This is a genomic window from Candidatus Sphingomonas colombiensis, from assembly GCA_029202845.1.
GTDB classification, from domain to species: Bacteria; Pseudomonadota; Alphaproteobacteria; order Sphingomonadales; family Sphingomonadaceae; genus Sphingomonas; species Sphingomonas colombiensis.
The window spans coordinates 1,438,023-1,464,546 of the sequence record CP119315.1; the positions used below are offsets into that span (position 1 = coordinate 1,438,023).

At 64.6% G+C, this 26,524-nt stretch carries 31 protein-coding genes; 11 read left to right on the forward strand and 20 right to left on the reverse strand.

What is annotated here, in order from left to right; all coding sequences use genetic code 11:
- Positions 1-29: 29 nt before the first annotated feature.
- Genes P0Y64_06825 through P0Y64_06865 form a run of 9 tightly spaced genes read right to left on the reverse strand, consistent with a single transcriptional unit; the run spans position 30 to position 5,446 of the window.
- On the reverse strand, positions 30-359 hold the full coding sequence (locus P0Y64_06825; protein WEK44497.1) for a DUF1491 family protein: 330 nt from the start codon (positions 357-359) through the stop codon (positions 30-32).
- Positions 356-820 carry a PaaI family thioesterase gene (locus tag P0Y64_06830; protein WEK44498.1) on the reverse strand — a complete coding sequence of 155 codons (465 nt, stop codon included), beginning with the start codon at positions 818-820 and terminating at the stop codon, positions 356-358. Before P0Y64_06830 ends, P0Y64_06825 begins: the two co-directional genes overlap by 4 nt.
- Positions 798-1,268: a PTS sugar transporter subunit IIA gene (locus P0Y64_06835; protein WEK44499.1), complete on the reverse strand. Its 471-nt coding sequence runs from the start codon at positions 1,266-1,268 to the stop codon at positions 798-800. Before P0Y64_06835 ends, P0Y64_06830 begins: the two co-directional genes overlap by 23 nt.
- Positions 1,269-1,286: 18 nt before the next feature.
- A complete protein-coding gene (raiA, locus tag P0Y64_06840; protein ID WEK44500.1) occupies positions 1,287-1,871 on the reverse strand; it encodes a ribosome-associated translation inhibitor RaiA in 585 nt (194 codons plus the stop codon).
- 55 nt (positions 1,872-1,926) lie between these two features.
- Positions 1,927-2,619 carry a DNA polymerase III subunit epsilon gene (dnaQ, locus tag P0Y64_06845; protein WEK44996.1) on the reverse strand — a complete coding sequence of 231 codons (693 nt, stop codon included), beginning with the start codon at positions 2,617-2,619 and terminating at the stop codon, positions 1,927-1,929.
- 7 nt (positions 2,620-2,626) lie between these two features.
- Positions 2,627-3,220 (reverse strand): dephospho-CoA kinase, encoded by a 594-nt coding sequence (coaE, locus tag P0Y64_06850; GenBank protein ID WEK44501.1) that lies wholly within the window; start codon positions 3,218-3,220, stop codon positions 2,627-2,629.
- Positions 3,217-4,032, reverse strand: coding sequence for a shikimate dehydrogenase (gene aroE / locus P0Y64_06855; GenBank protein WEK44502.1), 816 nt, complete (start codon positions 4,030-4,032; stop codon positions 3,217-3,219). Before aroE ends, coaE begins: the two co-directional genes overlap by 4 nt.
- On the reverse strand, positions 4,029-4,619 hold the full coding sequence (locus P0Y64_06860; GenBank protein ID WEK44503.1) for a Maf family protein: 591 nt from the start codon (positions 4,617-4,619) through the stop codon (positions 4,029-4,031). The genes aroE and P0Y64_06860 overlap by 4 nt, the downstream gene beginning before the upstream one ends.
- Complete coding sequence (locus tag P0Y64_06865) at positions 4,616-5,446, reverse strand: kinase/pyrophosphorylase (protein WEK44504.1); 831 nt, start codon at positions 5,444-5,446, stop codon at positions 4,616-4,618. The genes P0Y64_06860 and P0Y64_06865 overlap by 4 nt, the downstream gene beginning before the upstream one ends.
- Before the next feature lie 358 nt (positions 5,447-5,804).
- Between P0Y64_06865 and hemE the strand changes: the two genes are divergently transcribed.
- The 6 genes from hemE to P0Y64_06895 all read left to right on the forward strand — a co-directional run bounded on the left by hemE (position 5,805) and on the right by P0Y64_06895 (position 11,442).
- Positions 5,805-6,770, forward strand: coding sequence for a uroporphyrinogen decarboxylase (hemE, locus tag P0Y64_06870; protein WEK44997.1), 966 nt, complete (start codon positions 5,805-5,807; stop codon positions 6,768-6,770).
- Positions 6,770-7,228 carry a CopD family protein gene (locus tag P0Y64_06875; protein ID WEK44505.1) on the forward strand — a complete coding sequence of 153 codons (459 nt, stop codon included), beginning with the start codon at positions 6,770-6,772 and terminating at the stop codon, positions 7,226-7,228. The genes hemE and P0Y64_06875 overlap by 1 nt, the downstream gene beginning before the upstream one ends.
- Positions 7,229-7,400: 172 nt before the next feature.
- Positions 7,401-8,657, forward strand: a complete 1,257-nt coding sequence (gene rho, locus P0Y64_06880; protein WEK44506.1) for a transcription termination factor Rho — start codon at positions 7,401-7,403, stop codon at positions 8,655-8,657.
- Positions 8,658-8,804: 147 nt separating this feature from the next.
- A complete protein-coding gene (locus P0Y64_06885) occupies positions 8,805-9,944 on the forward strand; it encodes a CoA transferase (protein WEK44507.1) in 1,140 nt (379 codons plus the stop codon).
- Between the two features lie 99 nt (positions 9,945-10,043).
- Positions 10,044-10,766, forward strand: coding sequence for a TerC family protein (locus P0Y64_06890; protein ID WEK44508.1), 723 nt, complete (start codon positions 10,044-10,046; stop codon positions 10,764-10,766).
- 70 nt (positions 10,767-10,836) lie between these two features.
- Complete coding sequence (locus tag P0Y64_06895) at positions 10,837-11,442, forward strand: outer membrane lipoprotein carrier protein LolA (protein WEK44509.1); 606 nt, start codon at positions 10,837-10,839, stop codon at positions 11,440-11,442.
- A gap of 175 nt (positions 11,443-11,617) precedes the next feature.
- Here the strand turns inward: P0Y64_06895 and ribA are convergent, their stop codons facing one another.
- Genes ribA through P0Y64_06915 form a run of 4 tightly spaced genes read right to left on the reverse strand, consistent with a single transcriptional unit; the run spans position 11,618 to position 14,822 of the window.
- Entirely contained in the window at positions 11,618-12,667 is a 1,050-nt protein-coding gene (ribA, locus tag P0Y64_06900; protein WEK44510.1) for a GTP cyclohydrolase II, read from the reverse strand.
- Positions 12,664-13,446: an exodeoxyribonuclease III gene (locus P0Y64_06905; GenBank protein ID WEK44511.1), complete on the reverse strand. Its 783-nt coding sequence runs from the start codon at positions 13,444-13,446 to the stop codon at positions 12,664-12,666. Before P0Y64_06905 ends, ribA begins: the two co-directional genes overlap by 4 nt.
- Positions 13,447-13,474: 28 nt before the next feature.
- Complete coding sequence (locus P0Y64_06910; protein ID WEK44512.1) at positions 13,475-14,137, reverse strand: HAD family phosphatase; 663 nt, start codon at positions 14,135-14,137, stop codon at positions 13,475-13,477.
- Between the two features lie 10 nt (positions 14,138-14,147).
- Positions 14,148-14,822, reverse strand: a complete 675-nt coding sequence (locus P0Y64_06915) for a YggS family pyridoxal phosphate-dependent enzyme (protein WEK44513.1) — start codon at positions 14,820-14,822, stop codon at positions 14,148-14,150.
- Between the two features lie 22 nt (positions 14,823-14,844).
- On the opposite strand from P0Y64_06915, the gene P0Y64_06920 reads away from it, so the two are divergent.
- Positions 14,845-15,354 (forward strand): thiamine phosphate synthase, encoded by a 510-nt coding sequence (locus tag P0Y64_06920; GenBank protein ID WEK44514.1) that lies wholly within the window; start codon positions 14,845-14,847, stop codon positions 15,352-15,354.
- A gap of 57 nt (positions 15,355-15,411) precedes the next feature.
- On the opposite strand, the gene P0Y64_06925 is transcribed toward P0Y64_06920, so the two are convergent.
- Complete coding sequence (locus P0Y64_06925) at positions 15,412-16,110, reverse strand: hypothetical protein (GenBank protein ID WEK44515.1); 699 nt, start codon at positions 16,108-16,110, stop codon at positions 15,412-15,414.
- Between the two features lie 216 nt (positions 16,111-16,326).
- Here P0Y64_06925 and P0Y64_06930 point away from each other — a divergent pair, with 216 nt between their 5' ends.
- From P0Y64_06930 to P0Y64_06945, 4 genes are read left to right on the forward strand one after another with little or no spacing between them, the layout of a single operon-like run.
- Complete coding sequence (locus P0Y64_06930; GenBank protein ID WEK44516.1) at positions 16,327-16,761, forward strand: DUF3576 domain-containing protein; 435 nt, start codon at positions 16,327-16,329, stop codon at positions 16,759-16,761.
- Between the two features lie 42 nt (positions 16,762-16,803).
- Positions 16,804-19,311 carry a leucine--tRNA ligase gene (gene leuS, locus P0Y64_06935; GenBank protein WEK44517.1) on the forward strand — a complete coding sequence of 836 codons (2,508 nt, stop codon included), beginning with the start codon at positions 16,804-16,806 and terminating at the stop codon, positions 19,309-19,311.
- Complete coding sequence (gene lptE, locus P0Y64_06940; GenBank protein WEK44518.1) at positions 19,308-19,808, forward strand: LPS assembly lipoprotein LptE; 501 nt, start codon at positions 19,308-19,310, stop codon at positions 19,806-19,808. Before leuS ends, lptE begins: the two co-directional genes overlap by 4 nt.
- A complete protein-coding gene (locus P0Y64_06945) occupies positions 19,805-20,830 on the forward strand; it encodes a DNA polymerase III subunit delta (protein ID WEK44519.1) in 1,026 nt (341 codons plus the stop codon). Before lptE ends, P0Y64_06945 begins: the two co-directional genes overlap by 4 nt.
- A 162-nt stretch (positions 20,831-20,992) precedes the next feature.
- Here the strand turns inward: P0Y64_06945 and P0Y64_06950 are convergent, their stop codons facing one another.
- Genes P0Y64_06950 through P0Y64_06975 form a run of 6 tightly spaced genes read right to left on the reverse strand, consistent with a single transcriptional unit; the run spans position 20,993 to position 26,507 of the window.
- Positions 20,993-21,889, reverse strand: coding sequence for a ParB/RepB/Spo0J family partition protein (locus P0Y64_06950; GenBank protein WEK44520.1), 897 nt, complete (start codon positions 21,887-21,889; stop codon positions 20,993-20,995).
- Positions 21,886-22,668 carry an AAA family ATPase gene (locus tag P0Y64_06955; GenBank protein ID WEK44521.1) on the reverse strand — a complete coding sequence of 261 codons (783 nt, stop codon included), beginning with the start codon at positions 22,666-22,668 and terminating at the stop codon, positions 21,886-21,888. The genes P0Y64_06950 and P0Y64_06955 overlap by 4 nt, the downstream gene beginning before the upstream one ends.
- On the reverse strand, positions 22,665-23,279 hold the full coding sequence (locus tag P0Y64_06960) for a class I SAM-dependent methyltransferase (protein ID WEK44522.1): 615 nt from the start codon (positions 23,277-23,279) through the stop codon (positions 22,665-22,667). Before P0Y64_06960 ends, P0Y64_06955 begins: the two co-directional genes overlap by 4 nt.
- A complete protein-coding gene (gene mnmG, locus P0Y64_06965; protein WEK44523.1) occupies positions 23,276-24,997 on the reverse strand; it encodes a tRNA uridine-5-carboxymethylaminomethyl(34) synthesis enzyme MnmG in 1,722 nt (573 codons plus the stop codon). Before mnmG ends, P0Y64_06960 begins: the two co-directional genes overlap by 4 nt.
- Complete coding sequence (gene mnmE, locus P0Y64_06970; GenBank protein WEK44524.1) at positions 24,997-26,274, reverse strand: tRNA uridine-5-carboxymethylaminomethyl(34) synthesis GTPase MnmE; 1,278 nt, start codon at positions 26,272-26,274, stop codon at positions 24,997-24,999. Before mnmE ends, mnmG begins: the two co-directional genes overlap by 1 nt.
- Positions 26,274-26,507: a DUF6489 family protein gene (locus tag P0Y64_06975; GenBank protein WEK44525.1), complete on the reverse strand. Its 234-nt coding sequence runs from the start codon at positions 26,505-26,507 to the stop codon at positions 26,274-26,276. The genes mnmE and P0Y64_06975 overlap by 1 nt, the downstream gene beginning before the upstream one ends.
- Between the last annotated feature and the right edge of the window lie 17 nt (positions 26,508-26,524).

Sequence of the window (26,524 nt, forward strand, 5' to 3'; positions counted from 1 at the left end):
GCGGTTACTGTTTTTGCAGCGCAGCAGAGTCAATCGTCGCAGATCGTTTCAGCGGCGAACCGTTTCGCTTGCGGGATATCCAGAGCAACCACCCACAGATCGGGATCACGCTGGCGCCGCCGTTGCCAATAATCGTCCAGCGATTCCTCGCGGCCGGCGGCCGGCCCGGTTTCGATCAGCGCGGCGTTACCATCGGGGCCGATTCCGCGCTCCAGAATCAGCGATTCCTGCTCATCGAGAATCAGAATCGCGCCTGCCTGACGATCGCCACGCGCCCGCACTACTGCGATTCCGCCAGCGTCATTCACCCGCTGCAACAACGCGCCGACCAAAATGTGCGCCGGCAATCGCGCGCTCATGACATTCGATAGCCAGGCAGGCCGGCGAGCGCGATTCGGCTGCGCATGAAGGTGCCGGTGCCGCGCGCGACCTCCTCGCCCTGCGCGTCAATCAGCCGCGCGTCGCCCACGAAGACGCGGCGGTGCCCGCTGATCCAGCGGCCCTCCGCTACCACTGGCCCTTCGGGCAGCGGCCGGGTGAACAACAGGCTGAATTGCGTGGTGAGCAGAAAGCGATCGGTCACCAGGCTGTTGCAGGCATAGAAAGCGGCATCGTCCAGCATCTTGAAATATGCCGTGCCATGGGTGGCGCCACCGGCGTGAAAATGACGCTGATCCACGGTGAAGCGGATTCGCGCCACGCCCGCCTCGGGGATCTCCAGCGTGGAATCGAAGAAACGGTTGATCGGCGCCGCCGCATAAAGCGATTCAAGCGCGCGGAAATGCGCCGCCGCGCCCTCAGGATGCTTCACGCGCCTCATCCGCCGCGAGCAAGGCATAAAATGCGTCGCGCGATCCCGCACCACGCAGTTTCTCGACGAACGCGCGATCGCGGAACCGCCGCGATACGCGCGCCAACGCCTTCAGATGCTCCGCCCCCGCATCGAGCGGCGATATCATCGCGACGATGATATCGACCGGCACGTCATCCACCGCCGCGAAGTCGATCGGCTTCGCCAGCCGTGCGATCAGCACCGCGATGCGCGGCACGTCGGTTACCCGGGCATGCGGAATCGCGACGCCCCCGCCGAATCCCGTCGAGCCCAGCCGCTCACGCTCGGTCAGCGCGGCGGCCAGCGCGGCGGGATCGAGCGCGAGCGCCCCCCCCATCACGGCGGCGATATGCTGGAACAACGCCTTCTTGCTCGACGCCACGACGTCGACCAATATCAGGTCGTGCGACAACAAGTCGCTCAGATCACTGGTCATTTCGATGCAATATTCCCCTCAGCGCGCCCGCTGCGGTTCCACCCAGCCGATCGTGCCGTCACCGCGACGATAGACCATGTTATAGGCTCCCGTCCCCGAATTACGGAACAGCAGCGCCTGGGTGTCGCGCAAATCCAGCATCATCACCGCATCCGACACACTGGCATCGGGCACATCGACCCGCGTTTCCGCGACGATCAGCGGCGCATCGGCAACATCGTCCTCCACCGCGCTTTCGGCGAACAACGTATAGCCGGCATTGTCATAACCATTGGCCTCGGCGAGTTCGAGCGCCTTGTCGGCCTGGCGATCCTTCAGCCGACGCATATAGCGGCGAAGCTGGGTTTCGATCCGGCCGGCCGCCCCATCGAACGCAAGGTGCGCGTCCTGCGCTTCATGCCGCCCCTTCAGCACCAGCCCCTTCATCACATGCGCGACGATATCGCATTTGAATCCGACGTCGCGCGGACCCTTGCCAAAGGTCACTTCGGCGGAAAGCGCCCGCGAGAAATATTTATCCGCGATACTCTGGAGCCGCTCCTCGACGTGAGTCTTGAGCGCGCCGCCGGTGGCGACCTGATGACCAGAAACGCGGATATCCATCGTCTTTTCTCCACTTGTTTCGACGGCGGGCCTGACCCCGTTCGCCGTATTCACGTCACGCGGACGCGTCGCTCCCCCAAATCGGATTTTTCACCTTCTCCATGAACGCAGCGTGGGCGGAGAGTTCCGCCTCGCTTGCAGAAAATGCGCGGGCCGGACGCACGATCGAGGTGGCCGGTGCGTGCGTGAGCTGATTCGTCTCGGCCGGCGCCTCGCTGACGAGACCGAGTCCGATCTGCCGCCCGCCGCGCAACTCGACATAAACCTGCGCGAGCAATTGCGCGTCGAGCAACGCGCCGTGCAGCACGCGATGCGAACGATCGATGCCGAAGCGCGAACAGAGCGCGTCAAGCGTGTGCTTCGCCCCCGGATGGCGCGATCGCGCGATCGTCAGCGTATCGACCATCCGCGTAGTGCTTACCGGCGGCCGGCCGCATTGTTTCAGCTCCCCGTTGAGGAAGCCGAAATCGAATCCGGCATTATGCGCGACGAGCGGCGCATCGCCGATGAATTCAAGCAGCACCTCCACCGTATCGGGAAAGCGCGGCTTATCCGACAGAAAGGCATCCGACAGGCCATGCACCGCGAACGCCTCCGCCGGCATCGCGCGATCGGGATTGTAATAAGCGTGGAAGGTGCGCCCGGTCTCGACCCGATTGACGATCTCGACACACCCGATCTCGACCATCCGGTCTCCACCGGAGAAGCTGAGCCCGGTCGTTTCCGTATCGAACACTATCTCCCGCATCAGGTTGTTATCGGCCTTGCGGACGCGACAGGCAAGCGATGACCGCACGTACGGCGGCGCGCGTTTCCTCCAGCGGGACATCGGTGGGGATCACGAAATCGGCCCGCGCGCGCTTTTCCGCATCGGGCGTCTGCCGCCCGAGAATCGCGGCGAATTTTTGCGGGGTCATTCCGGGCCGTTCTAGCGTTCGGGTGCGCTGCACATCGGGCGCGGCGGAGACCACCGCCACCTTGTCCACCGCGCGTTCGCCCCCAGTTTCGAACAGCAGCGGGATATCGAACAGCACGATCGCCGTATCGGCATGATCGGCAAGGAAGCGCGCGCGCTCCGCCCCAACCGCGGGGTGGACGATCGCCTCCAGCGCCTTCATCGCGACATCATCGCCGAGCACCGCCGCGCCGAGCTTCTGCCGGTCGACACCGCCAGCACCGGTCGTGCCGGGAAAACGCGCCTCGATCGCCGCGACCACCGCGCCGCCCGGCCCCTGCAGGCGATGAACCGCCGCATCGGCATCGAACACCGGCACGCCCTCGTCAGCGAACATTGCCGCCACGGTCGATTTACCCATGCCGATCGAGCCGGTCAGGCCGAGGCGGATCATCGTGTCAGCAACGCGCGCAGCGCCTCGTCATGTTCGCGCGGGGCGGGCTTGCCGAAGAACAGCTCGAACGCCATCGCCGCCTGCCCGATCAGCATCTCCAGCCCGTCGACCGTATCCAGTCCGCGCGCCTCGGCCTGACGCAACAGCGCCGTTTCCAGCGGGGCATAAACGATGTCATAGACGATCGCGTCCTCCGGCAACGGCGCGAGATCGATCTCCAGCGGCGGCTGACCCTTCATCCCCAGCGCGCTGGTGTTGACCAGCAACGCGGCCGGGGGGAGGGGGGCAGACAGCGGCAACGCATCGCCCTTCAGCCCGAAGCGCGCGAGGAGCGCCGCCCCCTTCAACGGGCTGCGGTTGAGAATCGTCACCCGCCCGATCCCTGCGCGGGCAAGCGCGAAAAGCACCGCGCGCGCAGCGCCGCCCGCCCCGATCACCACCGCGGGCGCGCCGGCAAGATCGACTTCCGCGATCGGCGCATAGAATCCCGCAGCATCGGTATTGGTGCCGAACACCTGGCCATCCGCATCGCGCACGATCGTGTTCATCGCGCCGATCGAGGTGCGCACATCGCCTGGATCATCGACCAGATCGAGCATCGCGATCTTGTGCGGGATCGTCACGTTGCAGCCGCGCCATGCGGGATCGTCGCGCCGTTCGGCCATGAATCGCGCGAGATCATCCGCCACGACATGAGTCGCGCGATAATCGGCGGCGATGCCGAGCTTTTCGAGCCAGAATCCGTGAATCAGCGGCGATTTGGAATGCGCGATCGGATCGCCGATCACTTCGGCATAAGCGCGCCCGGTCATATCAACAGCACTCCACGTTCGCGCAGATAGGAAAGCACCGGGAGCAGCGGCATGCCGAGCACGGTGAACTGGCTGCCCTCGATCCGGCTGAACAATTGCACCCCGGGCCCCTCGACCCGGTAGCAACCGACACACCCGGCGATCGCCGGCCATTCGACATCAAGATATGCCTCGATGAACGCCGGGGTCAGCGGGCGGACGAACATTCGCGCGCGATCGACCTGCCGCCACACCGGGCGTCCCGCTTCGGCAATCACCGCCGCGCTCACCAGATCGTGCCGCTTGCCCGACATCAATGTCAGATGCTCGGCCGCCTGCTCGCGCGTCTCGGGCTTGTCGAGGATCGTGCCGTCTTCCAGCACCGCGAGCGAATCCGATCCCAGCACCAAAGCCTGCGGATCGCGTTGCGACACCTTCAGCGCCTTCAACTCGGCCAGCGCATCGGCCAGATCGCGCGGCGGTCGACCCGCGAGCGCCGCCTTGGCCGCCGCCTCATCAACATAAGCCGGTTGCGCGGTGAACGGCACGCCCGCCGCCTCCAGCATTGCGCGGCGCGAGGCGGATTGCGAGGCGAGGATCAGTTTCATGCCTCGCCCCCGCCGGGATTGCCGCGCCGTTCGTGGTATAATGAGATGATGGCCGCCGCCGTCTCCTCGATCGAGCGGCGCGTGACGTCGATCACCGGCCAGCCATTGTCGGTGAACATGCGCCGCGCGAACGCGATCTCCTTCGACACGGAATCCTGGTCGACATAAGCAGTGGCAGGCGCCTGATTAAGCGACAACAGCCGGTTGCGCCGTACCTGAATCAGCCGATCAGCGCTGGTGGTGAGGCCAACGACCAGCGGCTTCTTCAGTGAATAGAGCGACGATGGCGGCGGGCTTTCCACCACGATCGGGATATTGGCGACCTTGAAGCCGCGATTGGCGATATAGATGGAGGTCGGCGTCTTTGACGAGCGGCTCACCCCGGCGAGGACGATGTCCGCTTTCTCCCAATCCTCATGGCCGATGCCATCATCATGCGCGATGGTGAACTGGATGGCATCGACCCGCTCGAAATAGGCCGCATCAAGCGCGTGCTGACGTCCCGGCCGCCCTTTTGCCTGCTGACCGAGCAGATCGGACAACGCGTCAGTGACCCGATCAAGCGGCGCGACCATCGGCAGCCCGAGCGACTTGCAACGCTGCTCCAGCGCGCCACGCGTCGTGGCATTGACCAGCGTGTAGATCACCAGCCCCGGATTTTGCGCGATCTCTTGCAGGATGCGATCGAGATGCGCCTCCGTGCGCACCATCGGCCAGAAATGGCGCACCGTTTCGACATCATCGAACTGCGCGAGCGCGGCCTTGGCGATATTCTCCAGCGTCTCGCCGGTGGAATCCGACAACAGGTGCAGGTGAAGCCTCACCATTCAGCGGGACGAGCCTGTGGATATCATGGGGATAAGCGCTAGCGTAACCTCATCCGCCCGCCAACCCGGATCGGGCGGCGTGGATAACGTCTGATTCGTCCACAACCCCGTCCACGGTCGCGATGTTCCTCCACAGGGTGTGGATAACGTGGATAGCGATTCACGAATCGTAGCGATTCAGCCAAAGCCGGGTGGTCAAGCTGTTGGCATTTCCGGCAGGGATGCATAAGCCCCGCAACCCACGCGCCAACCACATCAACAACATTATTGAATCTCTTATTCTGGTAGAAGGACGCGCAACCCCGTGACCAAGGCCCTGCTCAATGTCCTGAAGGGGAACCGGCCGGCGACCCCACCAATGTGGCTCATGCGGCAAGCCGGGCGCTATCTGCCCGAATATCGCGCGCTGCGGGCGGAAAAGGGCGGATTCCTGGCGCTCGCGACCGATTCCATCGCCGCCGCCGAGGTGACGTTGCAGCCGATTCATCGCTTCGGTTTCGATGGCGCGATCCTGTTTTCCGATATCCTGATGGTGCCCTGGGCGCTGGGGCAGGATCTGACGTTCGGGCCGGGAGAGGGACCGCGCCTGTCGCCGGCGCTGGTAGATCATCCGCTGACCGATTTGCAGCGCGCGGCGGAACGACTCGATCCGGTCTATGCGACGGTGCGGCAGGTGAAGGCCGATTTGCCGGCCGAAACCACCTTCCTCGGGTTCGCCGGCAGCCCGTGGACGGTCGCCACCTATATGGTCGCAGGCCATGGCAGCCGCGATCAGGGTGAGACGCGCGGCTTTGCCTATCGCTCCGTGGCGGCGTTCGATGCGATCATCGATGCGATCGCGACGATGACGGTCGATTACCTCTCCGGCCAGATCGAGGCCGGCGTGGAGGCGGTACAATTGTTCGACAGCTGGGCAGGGAGCCTTTCGCCCGAGCAATTCGATCGCTGGGTGATCGCGCCCAACGCCCGGATCGTTGCGGCGTTGAAGGCGCGGCATCCCGATGTGCCGGTGATTGGATTCCCGAAAGGCGCTGGTGGCAAGCTTCCGGCTTATGCGACGCAGACCGGGGTCGATGCGATCGGGCTTGATGAGACGGTGGACCCGCTATGGGCCGATGCGGTGCTGCCCAAGGGGATGCCGGTGCAGGGCAATCTCGATCCGCTTGCGCTGGAAGCAGGCGGTGAGGCGCTGGAGCGCGGCGTGGATCGCGTGCTTGCGGCATTCCGCGATCGGCCGCACATCTTCAACCTTGGCCATGGCATCGGCCAGCACACGCCGATCGCGCATGTCGAGCAACTGGTCGCTCGGGTGAGGAGAAGTTGATGGAGCCGGGTTTCCTGGGCGCCGCTTATGGCTGGGTGAAGGCCGCGCACGTGATCTTCGTCATCTTCTGGATGGCGGGAATGTTCATGCTGCCCCGCTATCTGGTCTATCATCAGGAAGGGCTGGGCGATTCCACCGATGCGGCCCGTTGGGTGGAGCGCGAACGCCGGCTGCGGAGCATCATCCTCACCCCGTCGATGCTCGTCACCTGGGCGATGGGGATATTGCTCGCCATCAATATCGGGCTGCTTGCCGGCACGCCGGGGCTTGGCTGGCTCCACGCGAAGATCGCGGTCGTCTTGCTGCTGTCGGGCTATCACGGCTGGGCGGTGGGCTATTCGAAGAAGCTGGCGAAGGGAAAGCCGACGCTCAGCAATCGGCGGCTGCGGATGATGAACGAGGTGCCGGCGCTCGCTGCGACGCTCGCGGTGATTCTGGTGATCGTGCGGCCCTTCTGATCGTGTGTGAATCAAAACGAAACGCACCGGCTTGACTTGGCGCGAGCGGGTTCCTAGTTCCGCCTAACGGCGGGGCTTATTCTGCTCCGCTGCCTCCTTACAGCTTCGTTCGCCAGCGTCATCCGCCGTCCGAGCTGAACTCCCTTACCGATCCCATCGGGACACGACAGATATGCATCTGAAAGATTTAAAGAAAAAAGCTCCGGCGGAACTCGTCCAGCTCGCCGAGGAGCTTGGCGTCGAGGGTGCATCCACCCTCCGCAAGCAAGACCTGATGTTCGCCATCCTCAAGGTTCAGGCCGAGAATGGCGACCAGATCATGGGCGAAGGCACGATCGAGGTGCTGGCTGACGGCTTCGGCTTCCTGCGCTCGCCGCAGGCGAACTACCTCGCCGGCCCAGACGACATTTACATTTCGCCCAATCAGGTCCGTAAATTCGGCCTGCGTACCGGCGACACGGTGGAAGGCGAGATTCGCGCGCCCAAGGATGGCGAGCGTTATTTCGCGCTGACCAAGCTTATCAGCGTCAATTTCGAAGACCCGGATCGCGTGCGCCATCGCGTGAACTTCGACAATCTCACCCCGCTCTATCCCGACGAGCGGCTGAAGATGGAAATCGAGGATCCGACGATCAAGGACAAGTCGGGCCGCGTGCTCGATGTCGTCACGCCGATCGGCAAGGGTCAGCGCTGCCTGATCGTGGCGCCGCCGCGCGTCGGTAAGACGATCATGATGCAGAATATCGCGCGTGCGATCAGCATCAATCACCCTGAGGTGTTTCTGATCGTGCTGCTGATCGACGAGCGGCCGGAAGAAGTCACCGACATGCAGCGCACGGTGAACGGCGAGGTGGTTTCCTCGACGTTCGACGAGCCGGCGACGCGCCACGTGCAGGTTGCGGAAATGGTGATCGAAAAGGCGAAGCGCCTAGTCGAGCACAAGAAGGATGTGGTGATCCTGCTCGACAACATCACCCGCCTCGGCCGCGCCTACAACACCGTGGTGCCCTCGTCGGGCAAGGTACTGACCGGCGGCGTCGATGCCAATGCGTTGCAGCGCCCGAAGCGCTTCTTCGGTGCGGCACGCAACATCGAAGAGGGCGGCAGTCTCACCATCATCTCCACCTCGCTGATCGATACCGGCAGCCGCATGGATGAGGTGATCTTCGAAGAGTTCAAGGGCACCGGCAACGCCGAAATCGTGCTCGATCGCAAGGTGGCGGACAAGCGCATCTTCCCGGCGATCGACGTGGGCAAATCCGGCACTCGCAAGGAAGAGCTGCTCGTCGAGAAGGGCACGCTTTCCAAGATGTGGGTGCTGCGCCGCATCCTGATGCAGATGGGCACCGTCGATGCGATGGAGTTCCTGCTCGGTAAGATGAAGGATTCGAAAACCAACGAGGATTTCTTCGAAAGCATGAATCAGTAACCGCGTGCGGCCTGCCGCGCATCGCGGCAGGATTCGCGCCGGTTCGGCCGGCGGGCCAATCGGCCCAACCGACGGCGCGGCTTTGCCGCGCCGTTTGCGTTTCATCCTATAGCCCCTATTCCCTTCCCAAAAACGGGGAGAGGTTCGTTGCTGCAAGGCATCCGCGTCGTCGAGCTTGCCACTTATATCGCTGCGCCGGGCGCCTGCGCGCAACTTGCCGACTGGGGCGCGGAAGTAATCAAGGTCGAGCCGCCGCGGGGTGATCCATACCGCCAGTTCTTCGGCTTCACGGGTGACGAGATCGCGGAAAACCGCGTGTTCGACCTCGAAAATCGCGGCAAGAAATCGATCGTCCTCGATCTCGAACAGGAAGATGAGCGCGCGATGCTGCGCGAACTGGTCGCCACCGCCGACGTGTTCGTCACCAACACGCGCGCGGCAAGCCTGGCGCGGCTTGGGCTCGGCTGGGAGGAATTGAGGGCGATCCGCCCTGATCTGATTTACGTGCATTTCAGCGGCTACGGGCCGACCGGGCCGGATGCCGCCAAGCCGGGATTCGACCTTACCGCGTTTTGGGCGCGTTCCGGGTTATGCTCGCTCGCCACGGTGAAGGGTGGGGAGCCGCCGCTGTTGCGCACCGGAATCGGCGATCACAGCGCCTCGCTCGCGCTGACGTCGGGAATCATGGCGGCATTGTTCCACCGCGAGCGCACCGGGGAGGGGCAGAAGATCGAAGGATCGCTGCTGCGTGTCGGCGTGTTCATCGGCGGTTCCGAACATGCGATTCAGCTCCAGCTCGGGCGATTGGCCTCGGCCCGCCCGCGACAACAGGCGATCAATCCGCTCAGCAACTTCTTCCAGTCCGGCGACGGGCGCTGGTTCATCATCGTGCCTCGCTCCGGCGGGGATGGTGACTGGCCGGCGATCGCCCGTGCCGCCCGGCGGCCGGAACTGCTCGACGATCCGCGCTTCGCCGGTGTGCGTGCGCGGCGCGAGCATGTCGCGATATTGGTTGATCTGCTCGATGCCGCATTTGGCGCGATGACATGGGATGAGGCACAGGCGGCGCTGGAGGCGGAAGATCTGATCTTCGCCGGTGTTCAGAGCGTCGCGGATACGACGCGCGATCCGCAAGCGATCGCCGCGGGCTGCTATGTGCCGTTCGCGGGCGAGGAAGCGACGTTGCCGGCCGCGCCGCTCGATTTCGGTGTGCCGGTGGCGGCGCCGCGCCGCGCACCCGCGCTCGATGCGGATGGCGCTGCGATCCGGAAAGCGCTCGCGCGGTGACACACCCTATAGCCGGGGGCGTCTCAGGCTTGTAACACGCGATGCAACCGGGGCGGCGGTCCAGCCGTTTGCGTCGGCAAAACGCCGGGAGTTATCGCGTTGATTTTCACTCTACTTGCCGCCGCGGCTGCTGTTGCCGGTCCGGGTTCGCTCGGCGACATCTGGCAGCATATCGTCGCCGATTTCTCGAATATCACCGAGCCGGCGGCGCTGGCCGCGTTCGGGCAGGTGTTGATGATCGATCTGGTGCTGGCGGGCGACAATGCGATCGTCGTCGGCGCGCTAGCCGCCGGGCTGCCGGCCGATCAGCGCAAGAAGGTGATCCTGATCGGCATCGTCGCCGCGCTGGTGCTCCGCATCATCTTCGCGCTGATGGTGACATGGCTGATGGGGATCGTCGGGCTGATCTTCGCCGGCGGTTTGCTGTTGTTGTGGGTGAGCTGGAAATTCTGGCGTGAGATCCGCAGCGGCGGTCATACGGCGGATGTCGCAGACGATAGCCAGCAATCCGGCCTCAGCCCGGCCAAGAGCTTCGCGGGCGCCGCCTGGGCAGTTGCGGTGGCGGATGTGTCGATGAGCCTCGACAACGTGCTGGCGGTCGCTGGTGCGGCGCGTGAGCATCCCGGCATCCTCGTCGTCGGCCTGATCCTGTCGGTCGCGCTGATGGGGCTTGCCGCCAACTGGATCGCGCGGATTATCGATCGCTATCGCTGGATCGCTTATTTCGGTCTGGCGGTGATCCTCTTCGTCGCGATCAAGATGATGTATGAGGGGTGGATCGGCACCGAAAGCACCCAGGGGCTGATCACGCTGCTGGGATGAACGACGAGTTCACGATGCGTTCAATGCGCGGCTGCGATAGCGCGCGGCCATGATGATCGGGAGATTTGGCGTGAAGACCTTCCTGCCTGTCGCGGCCGCGATCGCGCTCGCGGCCCCTGCCGTGGCGCAGACCGGCGATCTGGCGCAGGTCCAGCGCCACCTGTCCGCGGTGACGAGCATGACCGCGGCGTTCAGCCAGACGGATCGCAACGGCAAGGTGCTGAACGGCACGCTGACGCTGAAGAAGCCGGGCAAGATCCGCTTTCAATATGGAAAGGGCGTGCCGATCCTGATCGTCGGCGATGGCAAAGCGCTGACCTTCATCGATTATTCGGTGAAGCAGGTGCAGCGCTGGCCGATCGGCAATACCCCGCTCGGTGTGCTGATCAATCCGAACAAGGATATCAGCGGCTATGCCAAGGTGGTGCCGTCAGCCGATCCGCGTGTGCTTTCGGTGGAAGGTTATGACGCCAAGCACCCGGAATATGGCCGGATCACGCTGGTTTTCGCGCGCGACGATGCAGCGCCAGGCGGGCTGATGCTGCAGGGCTGGGTGATGCTGGACAGCCAGGGAAACCGCACGACGATCCGCCTGTCCGATCAGCGCTTCAACGCGCCCGTGGACGACGGAACGTTCCGCTGGAACGACCCGCGGAGAAATCCTGCACACAGTTAGTGGTTTTTTCTTACAATCGTTCACCGGAGCGACAGGTTTACGAGCGTACAAGATCGAGGTGGATGCGGGGCCCCGAGATTTTCCCCCTGTTGCTCGGGACGTCCTGCTCCCCCTGCGTGACGAACGTCAGGCTGGCCCCCGCTCCAAGCCCCCGGAGCGGGGGCCTTAGCATTTCTTAGAGCTGGTGCCCGGTGCGATCACGCTTCGTGGCGAGATAACGCTCATTGTGCGGATTGGGCGGCAGCGCGTGCGCCACGCGCTCGGCAACGCGGATGCCTGCTGCTTCCAGACCGGCGACCTTCGCGGGATTGTTGGTCATCAGCCGCACCTCATGCTGGCCGAGCAGCGCCAGCATCCGCGCCGCTACCCCGAAATCGCGCGCGTCGATCGCGAAGCCGAGCCGGGTGTTGGCGTCCACCGTATCATGCCCCTGATCCTGCAAGGCATAGGCGCGCAACTTGTTTACCAGCCCGATGCCGCGCCCCTCCTGCCGCAGATAAAGCAGGATGCCCCAGCCACTCGCCTCGATCGCCTTGATCGCCGCATCGAGCTGTGGCCCGCAATCGCATTTCAGGCTGCCGAGCGCATCCCCGGTGAGGCATTCGCTGTGCAGGCGCACGAGCGGCGGCTGGCCGTTCGGCGCACCGATCACCAGCGCCACATGCTCGCCGGGCGATTCCGGTGTGCGGAAGGCCACGATCTCCGCATCCTCGGCATGCGCGATCGGCAGCCGCGCGCGCGCGGCGATCGTCAGGCGGATGGCGTCTTCATGCGCATCGATATCGCCCGGCGTGATCGCAACCTCGCCCGCGCCATCGGGCAGTGCGAAGAAAGCCGGCAACAGCCCAGCGATACGCGCGAGCCGCAAGGCGGCGGCGGCGTCATCGGGATGATCCAGGTGAATCGCGCGGAACGGCCCCTTGAGCGGGGTGGCGAGATCGAGTTGCGGATCGGCCAGCGCGGTCGCCACCGCGAAATCGAGCCATGGCGCGCGATCGACCAGCACCGGGGCATCGGGCACCGCCGCTTCCAATTGGTTGGCGAGCTTCAGCGTCACCGCCCGGCCGGCCGACAGCAGCAAAGGCGCCTTGCCCTCGGCATCGAACGCGGCGAGCCGCACCGCGTCCGCCGTCTCGACGGGCAGCAGCGCCAGTGCGCCGATGCGGATCGGCCAGCCGCGGCGCAGCGCGTCGATCGCGCGCGCGGCCTGGCGGGGATCGCTCAAAAATCGAACTCGGTCATGATCGGCACATGGTCCGACGGTTTTTCCCAATTGCGGCATGCCTCGAACACATGGTGAGCGCGCGCTGCTTTCGCCACATCGCCTGTCGCCCACATATGATCGAGCCGGCGGCCACGATCGTTCTTGGTCCAATCGGGCGAACGATAGCTCCACCAGGTATGGAGCCGCGCGGGGGCGGGGTGGAAATGCCGCCCGAGATCGACCCAGTCGTTCGATGCTTTCAGCCGATCGAGCGCCTCCACCTCTACGGGCGTGTGGCTGACGACCTTGAGCAGCGCCTTGTGGCTCCACACATCGCTCGGCAGCGGGGCGATATTGAAATCGCCGGTGAGGATCGTCGGGCGATCGAGTTTTTCGGACCAATCGGTCATGCGTTGTACGAAATCGAGCTTCTGCCCGAATTTCATATTCACCTCGCGATCAGGCACGTCACCGCCGGCGGGGACATAGACGTTCTCCAGCCGCACTCCATTGGCGAGGCGCACACCAATATGCCGCGCCTCGCGATTGGCCTGCCAGTCGAGCCGATCGTCCTCGACCAGTGGCACCCGGCTGATGATCGCAACGCCGTGGTGCATCCGCTGGCCGTGAATCAGGATATGCTCATAGCCCAGCGCGCGGAACGCGTCGGCCGGGAATTCGGCGTCCATCACCTTGGTTTCCTGCAAGCACAGGATATCGGGCGATGCCTCGCGCAGGAATTGTTCGACGATCTCGATGCGGAACCGCACCGAATTGATGTTCCAGCTGACGATCTTCACGCGATGGCGTGTAACCGCCGCAGCGGCGTCAGTCGAGCAGGCGCGCGACCTCGGTGAAATCATGCGCGATCGCGGTAACGCCAAGCGCGCGGAGCCGCTGATCATGATCCGGTGCGCAGTGGCTGCCCGCGCAAAGGCCGATGACATGGCCGCCCGATGCCACAGCCCCGGTCGCGCCGACGGGGGAATCCTCGATAATCGCGCAGCGGTCGATCGGAACCCCCAATCGATCCGCGCCATAGAGGTAAAGATCGGGCGCGGGCTTGCCGTTGGTCACATGTTCGCGACCGGAATAGACGTGGTCGCCGAACGCGTTGGTCAGCCCGATATGATCGAGGTGGCGGCGAATCCAGCGCGTGGAGCTGGACGAGACGATCGCGCGCGGCAGATCGGCGGGAAGCGATTCTACGAAGGCGATGGCCCCGGCAACCGCGTCGATCCCCTCGGCCATCACCCGCGCGTCTTCGGCCTTGCGCGCCGCGTGAAAATCATCGGGAATCGGGCGCCCGATCCACTTTTCGATCCGGCTCAGGAAATCGGCGCCCGATAAGCCCATGAAATTGGCCATGGATTGCTCGGGCGTGGTAGGGTGGCCGATCGAGGTGAGATAGTCGGCGATCTGGCGGTTGCCGATCGCTTCGCTCTCGATCAGCACGCCATCGAAATCGAACAGGATCGCGTCGAACTTCATCTGTGCCACCTTATCCGCGCGGGCCGAACAGCGCGCTTCCCACCCGGACGTGCGTCGCGCCGAGCAGCACGGCGGTTTCGAAATCGTCGGACATGCCCATGCTGAGCCCGGCGAGCCCGTGGTCGCGCGCCAGCTTGGCGAGCAGCGCGAAATAGGGCGCGGGCTCAATCTCGGCCGGGGGCAGGCACATCAGCCCGGCGAGCGGCAGATCAGCCGAACGCGCCTCGAGCAGCAACGCGGGCAATTCCTCGATCGCGCAGCCGCCCTTTTGCGGTTCGTCGCCGATATTGACCTGAATGAAGCATGCCGGCCGTTTGTCCTGCGCGTCCATCGCTTTCGCCAGCGCCGTGACCAGCGAGGGGCGGTCGACCGCATGAATAGCGTCCGCCACCGCGACCGCTTCTGCCGCCTTGTTCGACTGGAGCTGGCCGATCAGGTGCAGCCGCGCATCGGGCCATTTCTCGCGCAGCGCTGGCCATTTCTCCTGCGCTTCCTGCACGCGGTTTTCACCGAAATCGCGCTGGCCCGCCGCGAGCAGCGGGGTGATCGCGTCAACCGGGTGGGTTTTGGATACCGCGATCAGCGTGACATCGGCTGGCGAACGGCGTGCGGGCTTTGCGGCGTGCGCGATGCGCTCGTGGATCGACGCAAGGCGCGCGGCGGGGGACATCTCGGCGGAAGGCATGAGCCGCGCTATAGGAAGCGCGATGCCTCCCCGCCACCCCGTCCCGCGCCTTTGGCTGATGACCGATGAGCGGATCGGCGACCGGCTGTGGCAGGCGGTGCATCGCATGCCGCGCGGTTCGGGAATCGTCTTTCGCCACTATGCGACGCCTGCGCTCGAGCGACGGCGGCTGTTCGCGCGGCTGTTGCGGATCGCACGGCGGCGCGAGCTGCTGCTGGTGCGCGCCGGCGAAATGCGGCTCGCAGGCGAGATGGGGACGCATGGGCGGCGTGGGGCGGGGGTGACGACCTGGGCAGCGCATTCCCGGCGCGAGGCGGTGATCGGGCTTCGTCATGGGGCGGTGGTGCTGTTTATATCCCCGGTGTTCCCCACCCGATCGCATCCGGGCTCGGCAGCGCTCGGTGTGCGTCGGGCGACGGCGATCGCGCGCGGTCTGCCGGCACAGCGCATCGCGCTTGGGGGAATGGATCGCCAGCGTTTCGCCCGTCTGACCGGATTCGATGGCTGGGCTGCGATAGACGCGTGGCTGTGATGCGCTGAATCCAACGTCACCGCTCAGGTTTAAGCTACTGGGAAAAACGCCGGAGCGTTAGAAGCGGAAGGCGGTGCCCACATAGACCGCCTGGCTGTCGCGACGATCGTCGGCGAACTGGGCCAGCCGCTCACGCTCGCTCTTGTAACGAACGCCGGCGGTGAGATCGATGTTGCGGGTCAGCGAATAGGAACCGCCCACGTCGATCGCATAGCTCGAATTGTTGTCGATCGCCTTGGGTGCGATCGGCAGCGGGCGATCGCTGGTGGCCTTTACACGACCAGTGAAGCGATTGAGCGAATAGCTGACCGCAACATCGGTCGATTCGCGGCTACCCGGCTGCGGCCCGACATCGATGCGGGAGACATCGCCCGTGACGGCGAAGCGCTGCCAGCCGATCGCCGCGCCGAGATTATAGGCGATCGGCGCGATTCCCACGGTGGGCGCATTTGCGGCGAAGCGAGTCGTTCCGTCACCCGAGCGAGTCGAACGGGCGCGAACCGCGACGGTGACCGCGCGATTCCCCTGACGGGTTTCGGCGGGGGTGAAGCGGAATTCTCCGACATCGGCGCCATCGAGCCCGCCACGCGCAAAGACCGCAGCGAGCCGTGGATCGGCGGCGGATGGCGTGAAACTGCCGGAAAACCGGGCGCTTGCAGCGGCGGCAACGGCTTTCTTCGCCGTGCGTTGACCCAATTCGGTGGCCCCGATCGCAGGCGCGATGACGGTTGCCGCGGCGACAAGCGCCACGATCATTCCGCCAGCAATCGCGCGTCCAACGACCACGAGTTTCTCCAAAATCCGAATGTGGATCGGGAATCGGCCTAACATGATTCGATCGTGACGCACCATCTTTAGAGTCGCTTTATTACTAAGTGTTGCATCAGACCCACATACCCGCCCGCTTGCGGGGGGCGGGGTGCGTCTGTAGAGGTTGCGACTGCTGTTTCCCTCGCTTTCAGGACGATGCCGATGTTCCGCCCGTTGCGTCTCGCGCTAGCCGTTGGCGCTGCCCTTGCCCTCACAGCGTGCGGGCATCATCGCGCGCGCCCCGAGGCCGATCTGGCTGCGTCGAAGATCACCACGATCGGTGTCAATTCCTATCTGTGGCGTGCGACGCTCGATACCTTGTCGTTCATGCCGTTGCTCCAAACGGATTCGAACGGCGGCGTCGTGGTGACCGACTGGTACGTCAATCCGCAGATGCCGAACGAGCGGATGAAGGTGACGGTTTCGATCCTCGATCAGGATCTGCGCGCGGACGCGCTGCGCGTCGCCGCGCTGCGTGAGGTGAATCGTGGCGGACAGTGGGTTTCCGCCCCCGTCGCCGCCTCCACCACGCAGAAGCTGGAAGACATTATCCTGACCCGCGCGCGCGATCTGCGCCGCGCTTCGATCACCGGCTGACACGCGGGTGATCCCCGCGTTCCGCCCGACCGATAAGAGCGAATGAGCAACACCCGTTTCAATGCGCTGAAGGCTGACGCCCACTGGCAGAAGGTGTGGGACGACCACGCCACCTTCGCCGCCCGCGACGACAGCCCCCGTCCGAAAAGCTATGTGCTGGAGATGTTCCCCTATCCATCGGGGCGCATCCACATGGGGCATGTCCGTAATTATACGATGGGCGACGTGCTGGCGCGCTTCCGCCGTATGCGCGGCATGGAAGTGCTTCACCCGATGGGGTGGGATGCGTTCGGCATGCCGGCGGAAAACGCCGCGATGGAGAAGGGCGTTCACCCCGGTGGCTGGACGCGCGACAATATCGCGACGATGAAAGCGCAGCTGAAGCGGCTGGGCTTCGCGCTGGACTGGACGCGCGAATTCGCCACCTGTGAGCCGGAATATTACGGCCACGAACAGGCGCTGTTCCTCAAGTTCCTCGAACACGGCCTGATTTACCGCAAGGAAAGCGCGGTCAATTGGGATCCGGTCGACATGACCGTGCTCGCCAACGAGCAGGTGATCGACGGGCGCGGCTGGCGTTCGGGCGCGCTGGTCGAGAAGCGTAAGCTCAGCCAGTGGTTTCTGAAGATCACCGATTTCGCGGACGATCTGCTCCTGGGGCTCAAGGCGCTGGAGCATTGGCCGGAGAAGGTCCGGCTGATGCAGGAAAACTGGATCGGCAAGAGTCAGGGGCTGACCTTCCGTTTCGCGCTTTCCGGCGATGCCGGGCAGGATCAGGTCGAGGTGTTCACCACCCGGCCGGATACGATCTTCGGCGCAAGCTTCGTCGCGGTGGCGGCGGATCATCCGATCGCGCAGGCGATTGCGGCGGGGAATGCGGAGGCCGCAGCGTTCGTCGAGCGCTGCAAGCAGGGCGGTACCACCGCCGCCGAGCTGGAAACGCAGGAAAAGCTGGGTTTCGATACCGGGCTGACCGCGACCCATCCCTTTGATCCGGCGTGGCAATTGCCGGTGTATATCGCCAATTTCGTGCTGATGGATTATGGCGTCGGCGCGGTGTTCGGCGTGCCCGCGCACGATCAGCGCGATTTCGAATTTGCCACCAAATATCACCTGCCGATCCGTCGCGTCGTCTCCGACGGCACGAAGGACGCGCCTGAGTTCCACGAGGACGAGGCCTATAACGGGCCGGGGACGCTGGTGAATTCGCACTTCCTCGACGGCATGGACATCGAGGATGCCAAGCGCGAGGTGATCACGCGGGCCGAGGCTGGCGGCTGGGGCAGGGGCTCCACCGTCTATCGCCTGCGCGATTGGGGCGTGAGCCGCCAGCGTTACTGGGGCACGCCGATCCCGATCATCCATTGCGCCGCATGCGGCGTGGTGCCGGTGCCGGCGGATCAGTTGCCCGTGGTACTGCCCGAGGACGTGAGCTTCGCGATCCCCGGCAACCCGCTAGATCGCCATCCGACCTGGAAGCATGTCGCGTGCCCGAAATGTGGTGCCGATGCGACGCGTGAAACGGACACGCTCGATACTTTCGCGGATTCGTCGTGGTATTTCATCCGCTTCGCCAGCCAGCCGAAGGACAGGCCGTTCGATCGGGCGGTGGCTGAAAGCTGGCTTCCGGTCGGGCAATATATCGGCGGGGTCGAGCATGCGATCCTCCACCTGCTCTATGCGCGTTTCTGGACGCGCGCGCTCAATCATGTCGGGATGCTTGGCGTGACCGAGCCTTTCACCGGCCTGTTCACGCAAGGCATGGTGACGCACGAAACGTATAAATCCGCCGATGGCCGCTGGCTGGCGCCGGATGAGGTGCGCGATGGCATCGAGATTTCTTCCGGCGCGCCGATCACGCTCGGTCGCATCGAGAAGATGTCGAAATCGAAGAAGAACACCGTCGATCCGACTGGCATCGTCGATCAGTACGGCGCGGATGCGGTGCGCTGGTTCATGCTGTCGGATTCGCCGCCCGAGCGCGATCTGCCGTGGAGCGAATCCGGGATCGAGGGCGCGTGGCGCTTCGTCCAGCGGCTGTGGCGTTTGTTTGATGCGCCGGGGACGGGCGATGGCGCAGATGCCGCGCTCGATCGCAAGCTCCACCAGACGATTGCCGGCATCGCCACCGATATCGAGGCCTTGTCGTTCAACAAGGCGGTCGCGAAGCTCTACGAACTCGCCAATGCGATCGAAAAGGCGGGCCCTTCCGCCTCGCGCAACACCGCGATCGAGACGCTGATGCTGCTGGTCGCGCCGATGGCACCGCACCTCGCGGAAGAGGCATGGCAGGCGGCGGGGCGTGAGGGGCTGATCGCCGATGCGGCATGGCCGGTGGTCGATCCGGCGCTGTTGGTTGATGACGAGGTGACGATCGCGATTCAGGTCAACGGCAAGCTGCGTGATACGCTGACGTTGGCCAAGGGGCAGGCGAAGGACGCGATCGAGGCCGCGGCGCTTGCCAGCGACAAGGTGATCCGTATCCTTGAGGGCAAGCCACCGAAGAAGGTGATCGTCGTGCCGGACCGATTGGTGAATATCGTCGCATGAAGCGCTTCGCCGCCTTGCTCGCGCTGGCGCTTCCGCTTGGCGGATGCGGGCTTCAGCCGCTCTATACGGCAGGCGGAGCGGGACCGGTGGCGCAGGCGCTGGGCCAGGTAGAGGTGGCGCCGATTGAGGGCAAATCGGGCTGGCTGGTCGCCAATGCGTTGCGCGACCGTTTCGGCGAAGGCGGCCGGCAGACCGCGCGCTATCGGCTCGACGTGAAGCTTGACGACAAGATCATCGGCCTCGCGGTGCGCAGCGACAATAGCGTCACGCGCGAGCGGCGGACGTTGCGCGCGCGCTATCAGCTCGTGGCGCTCGATACGGGCACGGTGGTGCTCGATGCGACGGCCGGATCGGATGCCGGCATCGATGTCGTCACCTCCGAATATGCCACGATCGCCGCCGAAAGCACCGCGCTGGAGCGGTTGAGCGATATCGTCGCCGACCAGATCGTCGCGCGCGTCGCGCTTTATGCGAGGAACGAGTCGGCGCGGAAATGAAGGCGAGCGAGACGCGGATAAAGGCAGCGCTCGATCGGCCCCCGGCGGATATCCGGCTTTATCTGCTTTACGGCCCTGACGAATCCGGGGCGATGGCGTTGGCCGCGCGGCTTGGGCGCGCGATGGGGCCGGAGGCGGAGCGGGTCGATTTCGACGGCGCCGCACTGAAGGCCGATTCGGCACGACTGGCGGACGAGGCGGCGTCGCTCTCGCTGTTCGGCGGGGCACGCTATATCCGCGTGACCGGCGCGGGTGATGAATCAACCGCGGCTGTGGAAGCGTTGCTGAGCGCCGAGCGCGCGGGAAACCCCGTTGTGATGGTCGCGCCCTCGCTCAAGGCAACCAGCCGGCTGGTAAAGCGTGCGCTCGAGGCGGACACCGCGCTGGCGACGGCTTGCTATGCCCCGGTGGGGGAAGGGGCCGACGCCCTGGCGGCGCAACTCGCGCGCGAACATGGGCTGCGCATGGTCGGCGGCGTGGCGCGGCGGCTGGTGCAGGCGGCAGGCGGCGATCGCGCGGTGATGGCGCGTGAGCTGGAGAAGCTGGCGCTCTATCTCGATGCGGGGCCGGATCGTCCGCAACAGCTCGACGACGCGGCGCTCGATGCGGTTGGCGCGGATCTGGGCGAAGCGGAAATGTCCGAGATCGTCGAGGGCGTGGTCGCCGGACGTACCGCGGAGCTGGGCGCGGCGTTGCGGCGGATGAACGAGGCGAACGGATCGCCGATTCCATGGCTGCGGCAACTTGCGCGCCGGCTTGGCGCGTTGGCGGAGATGCGCGCCGACGTGGCGGCGGGCGGCGATATCGCCTCGGTCATCAAGCGGCATCGCGTGTTTTTCCGCGAGGAAGCGGCCACCGCGGCCGCGCTGCGGCGCTGGACGCCGGAGGCGCTGGTCGAGGCGCAGCGGCGGGTTCGGCGCATCGAACGTTCGCTGGTGGCGAGCGGGACGGCGGGGACGGTGCTAGCCGACCAGGCGATGCTCGGCATGGCTGAGCGCGTGCGTCGGCAGGATCGGCGCTAGCGCTGTTTTCGATCCGGTTGGGTCGGATCGTCGCTCAATTTTCCTTTGTTCGCCGTGCTTTACGAGCCGGCAGGTGATTTCACCTGCCTTGAAATCGCGTTAGGTCAGCCCGTCGCTGAGCAAGCCGCGTCGCTCTGCTCGAACCACCGAAGCACCTGGCGATCAGATGCGCTCGCCGCTCAGCCGCTGGCACACCATATCGAGCTGATCGAGCGTCGAATAATCCAGCGTGATCGATCCCCCGCGCTCGCTGTGCGCGATACGCACGTTGAGGCCGAGCAGATCGGACAATTGCCGCTGAAGCGCCATGATATCGGCGTCCGAGGAATCCTGACGATAGGCCGGCGCACCGCGCGAGCCGCGTTGCGCATCGGGCTTGGCGGCGCTCGACAGGCGCTCGGTCTGGCGGACCGACAGGCCCTTCTCGATCACTTCCTGTGCGAGCGCTCCCGGATCGGGCGCGCCAATCAGCGCACGGGCATGGCCCATAGAGAGCTTGCCGTCGACCACAAGCGTTTGAACTTCTTGCGGAAGATCTAATAATCTCAGTAAGTTGGCGATATGGCTGCGCGATTTATGGACGATCTTCGCCAGCGCTTCCTGAGTATGGCCGAATTCCTCTGCGAGCCGCTTATAGGCCTCGGCTTCTTCGATCGCGTTGAGGTCTTGCCGCTGGATATTCTCCAGCAACGCGATCTGCAACGTATCGCTGTCGCTATAATCACGGACGACAACCGGCACTTCGTGCAGCCGCGCGCGTTGGGCCGCGCGCCAGCGGCGCTCGCCCGCGACGATCTGGTAATCATGGCCGTGCGGACGGACGATGATCGGCTGGATCACCCCGCGTTCAGCGATCGAGGCGGCCAGCTCGGTGAGCGCGTCGTCGTCGAAGTGGCGACGCGGCTGGCCCGGGTGCGGGGCGATCGAACTGATCGGGATCATCCGCACGCCGGTGGCCGAATGCCCCTCGCTCGCGGTTTCCGCCTCGTCGCGGGCGAAATCGCCGAGCAAGGCGTTCAGCCCACGACCAAGGCCGGGGCGGGGGCGACGATCGGTCATGCGGCAGCCTCTTTCATGCGGGGAAGCCGCGCGATCAATTCCCGGGCCAGTGCGATATAGGCCTCTGATCCGCTGCAACGATGGTCATAGATCAACGCCGGCAGCCCGTGGCTTGGTGCTTCGGAAAGTCGCACGTTGCGCGGGATGACCGTCTCGAACACCACGCGACCCAGCACGGCGCGGACATCCGTTGCGACCTGTTCGGTCAGCCGGTTGCGGCGATCGTACATCGTCAGCGCGACGCCCATGATCGATAGCGACGGATTGAAGCGCGCGCGAATCCGCTCGACCGTGCTGAGCAACTGGCTCAATCCCTCCAGCGCGAAAAATTCGCATTGCAGCGGCACGAGCAGCGAATCGGCGGCCACCATCGCGTTGATCGTCAGCAGCCCTAGCGAGGGCGGGCAATCGATCAGCACGATATCCCAGCGCGGCGCACAACTCTCGATCGCGCGAAGCAGCCGGTGCGTGCGTGCCTCAAGCTCGACCAGCTCGATCTCCGCGCCGGAAAGATCGACCGTTGCCGGCAAAATCTCCAGCCGGGGGATGCCGCTGGCAACGACGCCATTTTCGATCGGCGTGCCGTCGACGAGGACATGATAGCTCGATACCGTGCGCAACCCGTGATCGATCCCCAGCCCGGTAGAGGCGTTGCCCTGTGGATCGAGATCGATCAGCAGCACGCGCTTCCCGGTCGCCGCGAGCGCGGTCGCTAGGTTGATTGCGCTGGTAGTCTTGCCAACGCCGCCCTTTTGGTTGGCCACCGCGATACAGATCATCGGATGCGAACCTTTTCTGCGATGAGAATCCCCGATTCCGCGTCGGTGATACTTGGTTCCACGTGGAACAATCCGTGCCAGCCCTGGCGCGCGCTTTCAAGCTCTACATGGACCGAACGGCCGCGCGGGAGGATGTAACGTGTGGATATGTCGGTGACGTGTCGGGTGGCACGGAGCAGATCGAACACTGTCGCGACGGCGCGGGCGGTGACGATCTGTTGCGGCTCGACCGATATCGCCTCTACCTTCGCGGTTAGGACGACGGCATTTGGTGCGTCAGCGAGCGCTTCCATGAGAAACTCCGCGCGACGACGACGCGGCTCGACCAGCGTCACCCGGGCGCCGGTCAGCAATGCCACGATCACACCGGGGAAGCCTGCTCCTGAACCGACATCGAGCCAGCGGGTCTCGGTATCGATCGAGCCGGCGAGCGGAATGAGTTGGGCGGAATCGAGCAGATGGCGTGACCAGATCGTCTCGAGCGTCGATCGGGCGACGAGATTCTGAAGCTCGCTTTCGCGGATCACCTGTTCGGCGAAGCGCGCTATTCTGGCGGTGGCGTCCGGGCCGAAGCGCTGCTCGATCCACGCCTTTGCGTCAGCCTCGGTCATGCGTTGGCCTTGGCGTAGAGCCACAGCGCGGTAAGCGCGGCGGGGGTTACACCGCGTACCCGTGACGCTTCGTCGAGTGTCTGGGGATTGGCGGTCTGGAGCCGTTCGCGCATTTCGTTCGAAAGTCCGTTGACGTTGGAGAGCGCGTCGCCGCGCGGAATGGCGATGGTTGCGTCGCGGCGCATTCGCGCGATCTCATCGGCCTGCCTTTGGAGATAGGGGGCATAGCGCGCATCCTCTTCGGCTTCGCGCAGCAGATCGAGGTCGATTCCCTCTTGCTCACCGCGCGCGATTGCCTCGCGCTGTTCGGCTCTGGCGGCGACATGGGCTTTGCGCGGCGCGCTTAGCAGTCCGTGCGCTTCGGCGATCGCCGATAGCCGCGTCTCCGCATTGTCTGCGCGTAACGCGAGCCGATATTCCGCGCGGGCGGTCAGCATCCGATAAGGTTCGGTTACACCTTGAAGCACCAGATCATCGATCATCACCGCGAGGTAGCTGGTCGCGCGGTCGAGCAACAACGGAGCTAGTTCCCGCGCGTGGGCCGCTGCATTCGCGCCCGCGACTAGGCCTTGCGCCGCGGCTTCTTCATAGCCGGTGGTGCCGTTGATCTGTCCAGCGAGAAACAGGCCCGGCATTGCGCCTAGCGCCAGCCGATGATCAAGCGCGCGCGGATCGACATGATCATATTCAACCGCATAACCGGGGGTGACGATCGTCGTATCGGTGAGGCCGGGGATTGACCGGACCAGCGCGATCTGAACGTCGGTCGGCAGCGAGGTGGAGATGCCGTTGGGATAGACCAGTGCGTCGTCCAACCCCTCGGGTTCGAGGAACACCTGATGCCCGTCACGATCGCCGAAGCGGCGAATCTTGTCTTCAATCGATGGGCAATAACGTGGGCCTCCGGCCTCGATCGCGCCGGTGTGGAGCGGCGAGCGGTGCAGGTTCTCACGGATGATCGTATGCGTCTGCTCGGTTGTCCGCGAGATTGCGCAGGCCAGTTGAGGGAGGGCGCGATCGCGTGTCATCGGCGACATCGTCCATTCGTCGACATCGGACGGTTGCGGTACGAGTTGCGCCCAATCGATCGTCCGGCCGTCGAGACGCGGGGGCGTACCGGTCTTCAGCCGGCGGACGGGAAGCTCCAGCGCGCGGAGTTGCTGGGCAAGCTTTGTTGCACCAGCCTCGCCGATCCGTCCGCCCTCCTCTTGCTCGTCCCCGCGAAAGATTCGGCCACCGAGAAACGTTCCGGTCGCGATAACGACCGAACGTCCGCGAATCTCACCGCCGTCGGTGAGGACGATGCCCGCGACTGCGCCCGCGTCTATGATGAGTGCAGCGACTTCGCCCTCGATGATCGAGAGATTCTGCTGATGCGCCAGTTGGGATTGGATCGAGCGAGCATATAGCACCCGATCTGCCTGGATACGCGGGCCTTGTACCGCGAGTCCCTTGCTCCGATTAAGCATCCGATGGTGGATCGCAGCTGCGTCCGCGGCGCGTGCCATCAGGCCGTCGAGCGCGTCAATCTCACGTACAAGATGGCCCTTGCCAAGGCCGCCAATCGACGGATTGCACGACATTACGCCGATACGATCGCGTCGATGTGAGATGAGTGCCGCGCGCGCACCGCGCCTCGCAGCGGCGCCAGCGGCTTCGGTGCCGGCGTGGCCGCCACCGATCACGATCACGTCATAGTCTTGTTCCACGTGAAACATCACTTCCCGATGCAGAAGCGCGCGAATAGCGCGTCGAGCATTGTTTCGGTCGCGTCCGCGCCAACGATGCTCGCCAATTGTCGCATCGCATAGCGCACTCCCTCGGCGCGTACCAAGAGATCAATCGCAAGGCCGTCGCCTGCAACCGAATCGCGCGCCGCGATGACGACCGCCCGCTGCTGCTCACGTAATGATGCGCCGCCGGTGGTAAGTACGGAGCCCACACGCTCCTCGATCGCGCTCCAAAGTCGATCAAGGCTACCGAGATCATCGCGTGATACCGCAATGCGATTGAGTGGAGCTTGCGCCCGTTCTGGCAAATCGCAACGCGGATGAAGCGCGATACTCGGCCATGCGATCGGAGCGGGGGCGTCGTCCAGCCATAACACGATATCGGCGGTATCGGCTGCCCGACGCGCACGTTCTATGCCGATCAGCTCAACCGGGTCGGAGGTAGTGCTTGCGAGGCCGGCGGTATCCACCATGGTAAACAACTGACCGTTTCGGACGACACGGGTTTCGAGAACATCGCGGGTGGTGCCCGCGATCGGCGTTACGATTGCCGCATCTCGCTCGATCATCGCATTGAAAAGAGAAGATTTCCCAGCGTTTGGTGATCCGGCGAGTACGATTCGGTACCCTTCACGCAGTCGCTCCACGGTCGGGCGCGCGAGAATAGTGTCGAGATCGTCCAGCCATTCGCGGATGGCCGCATCGAGCATCGCGGCGTCGGCTGCTTCGACATCGTCTTCGTCGCTGAAATCGATCATCGCCTCGATCCGCGCGGCGATGGCGGCAAGCGTCGTTAGCCAACGTGCGACGGCGCGACTGAGCTCGCCGTCGACGCTGGCGATCGCAGCCCTCCGCTGCATCTCGGTTTCGGCTTCGAGCAGATCGGCGAGCCCCTGCGCCTGCGCGAGATCGATCCGGCCGTTTTCCAACGCGCGCCGCGTGAACTCACCACCGCGCGCGCGTCGCAATCCGGGGGATGACGCGAGCGCGTGTTCCATTGCAGCGACGGTTGCGATGCCGCCGTGGAGATGGAGTTCGGCCAAATCTTCGCCGCTTGCACTATGCGGGCCGGGGAACCAGAGCACCAGCGCGTCATCAAGCAACGTGCCATCGCGGTCGCGCAGCCGTCGTAATGTTGCCCGGCGTGGGGTGGGGAGGGGGCCGGCCAGGGCCTCGACCGCGGCGCGGGTCTGCGAACCGCTGATCCGCAGCACCGCGATTGCCGCTGGCGGCTGGCCGCTCGAAACGGCGAAGATTGTATCCATCACCCGCCGGGCTTGGTCCCCGCCTCGAACAGGCGCTGCCAGAACGAAAGGCCAGCCTCGCCCATTGGTGCCCAATTCTTCACAATGTTCTCGAACATCTCCGGTCGCATTCCTCCGTCCATCGCTTCCTTCATCTTGGCAATATAGGCTTCGTGGATCGGCGTGAGATCGGGCAGCCCCATCAACCGGCGCGCCTCCTCGGGGGTGCAATCCACCTCTACATTCACTTTCATTCCCAAGCACTCCTTGA